Here is a 5,620-nt window from a genome sequence, read left to right on the forward strand (position 1 = left end):
CTCAGATAGTATCTTCCAGTCTCCGAGACTCCACGATACTATCTGCTATTATGGAGATATTTTCTCACACCAGCTACATTCCAGCAATCCGCCGCCAGGTTTGACGGTTACATAAAAAATCCCCCTATTCTGTGTTGTTTGATTTACAAGCACAGTATAGGGGGAATTTGCTTTGGATGGGTCGCCTGGCGGGCGACAAATCCCGCCGCTCCGTCAGGCTTCAAACAGGGTGATCTGGGTGCCGTCCTCCTCCAGGAGCCGGAGCAGATCCTGGGTTTTGAGCCATACGGTGGCGGTATTGTCGTTGGGATGTACGCCGATCAGGCCGGAATCCTCCAGAAAGGACTGGTCCAGCCAGAAGGTCACCTTGTGTACCCGGTCATTGAGCAGGCCCAGGGGCGTCACCGCGCCGGGGATCAGCCCAAGCGTGTCCATCAGATCCTGGTCTGAGGCAAAGGTCAGCGGCCGGGTGCCATTCTGTTGCCGAAAGGCCTTCAGGTCGACTCGCTTGTCCCCCTTGACCGTAATGAGATAGTAATTACGCTTTTTGTCGTCCCGGATGAAGAGATTCTTGGCGTCGGCCTCTGGGTAGGGCAGGTGGATCTCAGCCACCTCTGCCATGTTGTAAACAGCTTTGTGCTCCGTCACCTCATGCCAGATGTTTCTGGCGTTGAGGAGGGCGTAAATCTCCTGCTTGTTCATATCCGTGTCCTCCTGTGGTATAACCTGGTCTTTCATCAACGGGAGTTCTTCTGTTCAGGGTTAAAGGAGATCCACTGGATTGCACAGGCCTTTCCAGGTCTGAGCGACCGTATGATGTATGTGCTCTAAGGCAGAAAATTGCGTCTGATGTGCAAATATAAAATAATAGCGATTTGTGTAGCGAGGATATTCCAAAAGCAAGGTGTGGTCAGCATGCAGGAAGGCGTTCTGAAAGTTCAAAACGCCCTGGATGCACACTTCCTTTTTGGTCATCTGGGGACGGTGCTGATAAAGAATCACGCTTTGCCCACGGTCATAGTAGTCCTTGACCTCCTGCCAGGTGGTATGCTTTTCCTTAGCTGACCTGCGTTCATGCATCTTTGCGCTCTCCAGGCCATTATCGGGATCAAGGAAAACAATGTCTGTACCAATAGTACTGGCCAGGGCCGCTTGATGCCAATGTGAACGGTTCGCTGGAACCAAGGCGTCTGAGAAAAAGGCTGCTGTAAGCACACCACTTGCTTCTATTTCTTCGATGCTGCGCTTTTGCCGGTGTACAATATCGGCTAAACAGTCAAACAGTTCAGAATCATAATGTCTGTATATTTCCGGCTTATCCAGGTATGAAGTATATTTCCCATCCTCTTGCTTGCCCGGACGAGTGGGAATCACCCGATACCAGTTGACTGCCAGTCGAAGACCAGAAGCGGTCACATTCCGCAAAAGACCGTACTTTCCGTAATCTCCAATATCTCCAACATAGTTATCCTGCATGCGGTCATCCTCCCAGCAGGCTCTGGTCAAAGGCGAAGAGAGCCTCGTTGATCTCAAAGATGTTGTAGTTCCGGTGGGCAATAAAATACTCCACGATGATATCGAACTTGCTGGCATGAGAGAAGGCAAAACCTGCTTTCCCCAGCATCTCTCGGGCTTCCTCCAGCGGCAGTTCCAGGGCAATGGCAAAGGCCATGGCGGTGGGCTTGGAGGGCTTATAGTGAACATCCGAGCGGATTTTAGAAAAGAGTTTACGGTCAATATTAGCCTTTTTGTAACACTGGGCGTCAGTCATGCCACACTCGTCGATCTTTCGCAGCAGCATCTGAGAAAAGCTTTCATCCAGTTTGCTGAGGGCCTCGTCCAGGCCGAAGGGGGCTGAGGTGCAAGGGGCAGGCATCCATTCTTCTTCCTCCATGGCTATGGAGGCCATGGCCATCCGGCGGCGCTGGGTCTCCCTGCTGTCGGTGTGGGCATCCACATAGCGGTCATCGATGTACGCGGCAATGTCGGCAAAGAGTTTTCCGCTGATGGTGTAAGCAGCCCGGTCAAAGATCACCAGATACACCGTCATGTCGTGGGTCAGAAGGAAGTCTCCGATGGTATCCACCGCCACCTTTAGGGCCTGATCCTTAGGGTAGCCATATACCCCGGAGGAGATCAGGGGGAACGCCACCGTTTCACAGTGATTACCCAAAGCCAGTTCCAGAGAGGAGCGGTAGGCAGAAACCAACAGTTCCCGTTCCCTGTGGCTGCCGCCCTGCCAGATGGGACCGACGGTGTGAATGACAAACTTTGCCGGTAAGCGGTAGCCCTTCGTGATCTTGGCCTGCCCGGTCTTGCAGCCGCCCAGGGTACGGCACTCGGCCAGCAGTTCCGGTCCGGCGGCACGGTGGATGGCACCGTCCACCCCCCCGCCACCCAGCAGACTCTCCTTGGCAGCGTTGACGATGGCGTCCACCTTCATGGTAGTAATATCATTTCGCACGATATGCAGGGGCATGACGACACCTCCTCACTTGATAGGGTCATCATACCATAAGCGGGACGGTCTGGCAATCGAGCAGAGGATGGGGAGCAGTTTTCTGGATGCCCAGCATCTTTCGAAGAATCTCATAGTGCTTGGCCACCGTATGCCGGGTCACCTTAGCCCCCTTGGCGATGGTGCTGTAATTCGTCTCGTCGGGGTAAATTTTCATATACTCCCAGATCTGCCGCTGCTTCTTGGTAAGTTTTTCAGGTGATGGGATCCCTCGCAGCCGGTCCAGGATTACCTTCCGCTCGGCGTTCAGCTGCTGGATGAGCACCTTCAGTTTCTCTTCACACTCTTCACGGGTATGGGCGTAGACGCATTTGGAATGCTTGGTACCATCTGGCCAGGTGGGCGAGTAACGCCCCTCGAAGATGTGGTCGTTGATCTCAGTAAAGAGATACTGACACAACTCTCCAAACTTTCGTAACCGGGACAAATACCCCATCTGCGGAGGGAGGAACGGCGTTTCTTCGCCGCGCCTTCCTCCGCTTTTTCTTTTTGCCCGTATCCTTGCCTTTTGGCTGTGAGACAGGGATAATGGAATCAGGAACAGGAACTGTGATTTTGGGAGGAGGCATAACAATGAGGGCATTGGTATTTTTGTTGAAACTGCTGTTGAAGATCGTGATGGTTCCGGTGATTCTGGCGCTGACCCTGTTCGTTTGGATTTGTGTGGGGATCGTCTATGTCTCCGGTCTGGTGCTGGGGCTTATCAGCATGGTGATCGCCCTGCTGGGTGTGGCGGTTCTGCTGACCTGTTCCCTGCAAAACGGCATTATCCTGCTGGTGATGGCATTCCTTATTAGTCCCTATGGTCTGCCGATGGCTGCCATCTGGCTGCTGGGCAAGGTGCAGGACTTGAAGTTTGCCATTCAGGATTTGGTTTATGGATAAAATGCGCGGTCACAAAAATGCCAGACAGTGTCTGTTAAATTGCTATATTTACTTCTGTGCTACATCCGTGTATAATAGTAGCACGAAAGGAAGTGATGGATGTGACCAAATCAGAACGGTTTGAGCAATTAGACAGACTTCTGACCGAGCATGATGGGATGCTGCAAACCGCACAGGTAATCGCTAGCGGAATTGTAAAACCCATTTTTTATGAATATGTCAAAGAGAAAAATCTTCAGCAGGTTGCTCACGGAATTTATGTCTCCGAGGACACCTGGATTGATGCGATGTTTCTGTTACATCTGCGATGTGGTCAGGCAGTATTTTCCCATGAATCAGCGCTATTTTTCCATGACTTGACAGACCGGGAACCATCTCCATACGCTATCACGGTGCGCAGAGGGTACAGCACCACTCGCTTAAAGGCAGAGGGCCTTTCTGTTTACACCATCAAACCAGAACTATATGAGGTAGGGCTGACAACTGGCCAAACACCTTTTGGGCATACGGTTCCTGTCTATGATATGGAGCGCACCATCTGCGATCTGCTCCGCAGCCGAAGCAGCATGGAAATACAGACTTTTCAAGGTGCGCTGAAGATGTATGCCAGAAGAAAGGACAAGGATCTGCGGACTTTGATGCGGTATGCCGGTATGTTCCGGGTTGAAAAAATTTTACGGCAGTATTTGGAGGTGCTTTTATGATAAAGACAGCAAGGCAGCTAAAAGATTTGATTCGCAATCTTTCCAGAGAAAAATCTGCGGATGCACAGCTTTTAATGCGAAACTATATGATGGAGCGTTTTCTGGAGCGTATTTCCCTTTCTGAATATCGTGATAAATTTATTCTGAAAGGCGGGATGCTGGTAGCGGCAATGGTTGGACTGGATGCCCGTTCCACGATGGACTTGGACGCTACTGTAAAAGGAGCCAATGTTAATGTAGAGGAGATCGAGAACCTGATTTCTGCTATTGTGAGTGTGCCGATTGATGATGGCGTCAAATTTCAGCTGAAAAGCATTTCAGAGATTATGGATGAAGCGGAGTATCCTGGGATTCGGGTCAGCATGACTACAACCTTTGACGGTGTGGTGACACCTTTGAAGATTGACATTTCCACAGGGGATGCCATTACCCCCAGGGAGGTACGCTACTCTTTCAAGCTGATGCTGGAAGATCGCTCCATTGACATTTGGGCATACAATCTGGAAACCGTTCTGGCTGAAAAGCTGGAAACAATCATCACCAGAACCACCACCAACACCCGCATGAGAGATTTCTATGACATTTATATTCTGGATCAGCTCCACGGGAACACATTGAACAGGCAGACGCTCTATGATGCACTGTTGGCAACTGCCAAAAAACGCGGAACCGAACGGCATCTTGCAGAAGCTGTGGATGTTTTGAATGAAGTGGAAAGCAGTCCTGTGATGCAGAAACTTTGGGAATCTTACCGCAGGAAGTTTTCCTATGCGGCAGATTTGGAGTGGAACATCATCATGGGGGCGGTTCGCAGTTTATATGCGCTCAGTGAAAAGGAATCGAGCCTATGAAGAAGCATGGACATTATTGTAAAGTCTGCGGAGAATATAAGGCTAACGAAAAATTTTCCGGCAAAGGTCATGCGGCGCACATCTGTAAATCCTGTGCTTCTTTATCGCCGGAGAAACAAGCGGAGCAAATAACGGTAAACCGCTTACTGAATCTCCCTTGGCGGTTATTAAAGGAGCAGATTTCCTGGCTGAAAAAACGAATGAAAGATAAGCGCCCGGAAGTTCGTGCACTGGCAAAAGAACAATACGAGATGAGGTTTCCTCCAAAACAGTTAGAGGACACCGATGACGATTTTGATTTTCTTGATGAGAATGATTTTATAGAATAACGAAAGCGGTCTGCACCATGCAGGCCGTTTCTTTTTTGGAAAGGAGGCTCCATCTATGGCAACCACACGCATCATGCCCCTGCATATCGGCAAGGGGCGCACTGAGAGCCGAGCAATCAGCGATATTATTGATTATGTGGCAAATCCGCAAAAGACCGACAACGGAAAACTGATTACCGGCTATGGCTGTGACAGCCGGACCGCCGATGCGGAGTTTCTGTTTGTATTCTGTCAAGTAAAAATCCCTGGTTTTGCCAAAGCAAATTCCTTGGTATTGCCACGGGAATTCCCTGGTTTTGCCACGCTATTTTACCCGCATGAGAGCGTTGCGCA

The 5,620-nt window shown here is 50.4% G+C and carries 9 protein-coding genes; 5 read left to right on the forward strand and 4 right to left on the reverse strand.

Annotated features, from left to right (window positions below; translation table 11 throughout):
* Nucleotides 1-213: 213 nt before the first annotated feature.
* The 4 genes from ACTQ3R_RS16075 to ACTQ3R_RS16090 are packed head-to-tail and all read right to left on the reverse strand — an operon-like array spanning nt 214 to nt 2,945.
* Nucleotides 214-702, reverse strand: a complete 489-nt coding sequence (locus ACTQ3R_RS16075; RefSeq protein WP_441780179.1) for a prolyl-tRNA synthetase associated domain-containing protein — start codon at nt 700-702, stop codon at nt 214-216.
* Nucleotides 703-762: 60 nt separating this feature from the next.
* Entirely contained in the window at nt 763-1,476 is a 714-nt protein-coding gene (locus ACTQ3R_RS16080) for a hypothetical protein (protein ID WP_441780180.1), read from the reverse strand.
* 4 nt (nt 1,477-1,480) lie between these two features.
* Nucleotides 1,481-2,479 (reverse strand): O-acetyl-ADP-ribose deacetylase, encoded by a 999-nt coding sequence (locus ACTQ3R_RS16085; RefSeq protein WP_441780181.1) that lies wholly within the window; start codon nt 2,477-2,479, stop codon nt 1,481-1,483.
* A 28-nt stretch (nt 2,480-2,507) separates the two neighbouring features.
* Nucleotides 2,508-2,945 (reverse strand): hypothetical protein, encoded by a 438-nt coding sequence (locus ACTQ3R_RS16090; RefSeq protein ID WP_441780182.1) that lies wholly within the window; start codon nt 2,943-2,945, stop codon nt 2,508-2,510.
* 146 nt (nt 2,946-3,091) lie between these two features.
* Between ACTQ3R_RS16090 and ACTQ3R_RS16095 the strand changes: the two genes are divergently transcribed.
* The 5 genes from ACTQ3R_RS16095 to ACTQ3R_RS16115 form a co-directional block, all read left to right on the forward strand.
* Complete coding sequence (locus tag ACTQ3R_RS16095) at nt 3,092-3,403, forward strand: CD1845 family protein (RefSeq protein WP_002576210.1); 312 nt, start codon at nt 3,092-3,094, stop codon at nt 3,401-3,403.
* 95 nt (nt 3,404-3,498) lie between these two features.
* Nucleotides 3,499-4,107, forward strand: coding sequence for a type IV toxin-antitoxin system AbiEi family antitoxin domain-containing protein (locus ACTQ3R_RS16100; protein WP_002576209.1), 609 nt, complete (start codon nt 3,499-3,501; stop codon nt 4,105-4,107).
* Entirely contained in the window at nt 4,104-4,958 is an 855-nt protein-coding gene (locus ACTQ3R_RS16105; RefSeq protein ID WP_154473823.1) for a nucleotidyl transferase AbiEii/AbiGii toxin family protein, read from the forward strand. The genes ACTQ3R_RS16100 and ACTQ3R_RS16105 overlap by 4 nt, the downstream gene beginning before the upstream one ends.
* Nucleotides 4,955-5,287 (forward strand): hypothetical protein, encoded by a 333-nt coding sequence (locus ACTQ3R_RS16110; RefSeq protein ID WP_154473824.1) that lies wholly within the window; start codon nt 4,955-4,957, stop codon nt 5,285-5,287. Before ACTQ3R_RS16105 ends, ACTQ3R_RS16110 begins: the two co-directional genes overlap by 4 nt.
* Before the next feature lie 55 nt (nt 5,288-5,342).
* Nucleotides 5,343-5,620 (forward strand): hypothetical protein (locus ACTQ3R_RS16115; protein WP_441780183.1); only part of this gene is annotated, 278 nt, incomplete at its 3' end.

The organism is Lawsonibacter sp. LCP25S3_E2 (assembly GCF_052117285.1).
Classification (GTDB): domain Bacteria; phylum Bacillota; class Clostridia; order Oscillospirales; family Oscillospiraceae; genus Lawsonibacter.

Excerpts from the sequence above, each read along its gene's own strand:
- ACTQ3R_RS16075 (WP_441780179.1), bottom strand. The coding sequence starts at position 702 with ATGAACAAGCAGGAGATTTACGCCCTCCTCAACGCCAGAAACATCTGG.
- ACTQ3R_RS16080 (WP_441780180.1), bottom strand. The coding sequence starts at position 1,476 with ATGCAGGATAACTATGTTGGAGATATTGGAGATTACGGAAAGTACGGT.
- ACTQ3R_RS16085 (WP_441780181.1), bottom strand. The coding sequence starts at position 2,479 with ATGCCCCTGCATATCGTGCGAAATGATATTACTACCATGAAGGTGGAC.
- ACTQ3R_RS16095 (WP_002576210.1), top strand. The coding sequence starts at position 3,092 with ATGAGGGCATTGGTATTTTTGTTGAAACTGCTGTTGAAGATCGTGATG.
- ACTQ3R_RS16100 (WP_002576209.1), top strand. The coding sequence starts at position 3,499 with ATGGATGTGACCAAATCAGAACGGTTTGAGCAATTAGACAGACTTCTG.
- ACTQ3R_RS16105 (WP_154473823.1), top strand. The coding sequence starts at position 4,104 with ATGATAAAGACAGCAAGGCAGCTAAAAGATTTGATTCGCAATCTTTCC.
- ACTQ3R_RS16110 (WP_154473824.1), top strand. The coding sequence starts at position 4,955 with ATGAAGAAGCATGGACATTATTGTAAAGTCTGCGGAGAATATAAGGCT.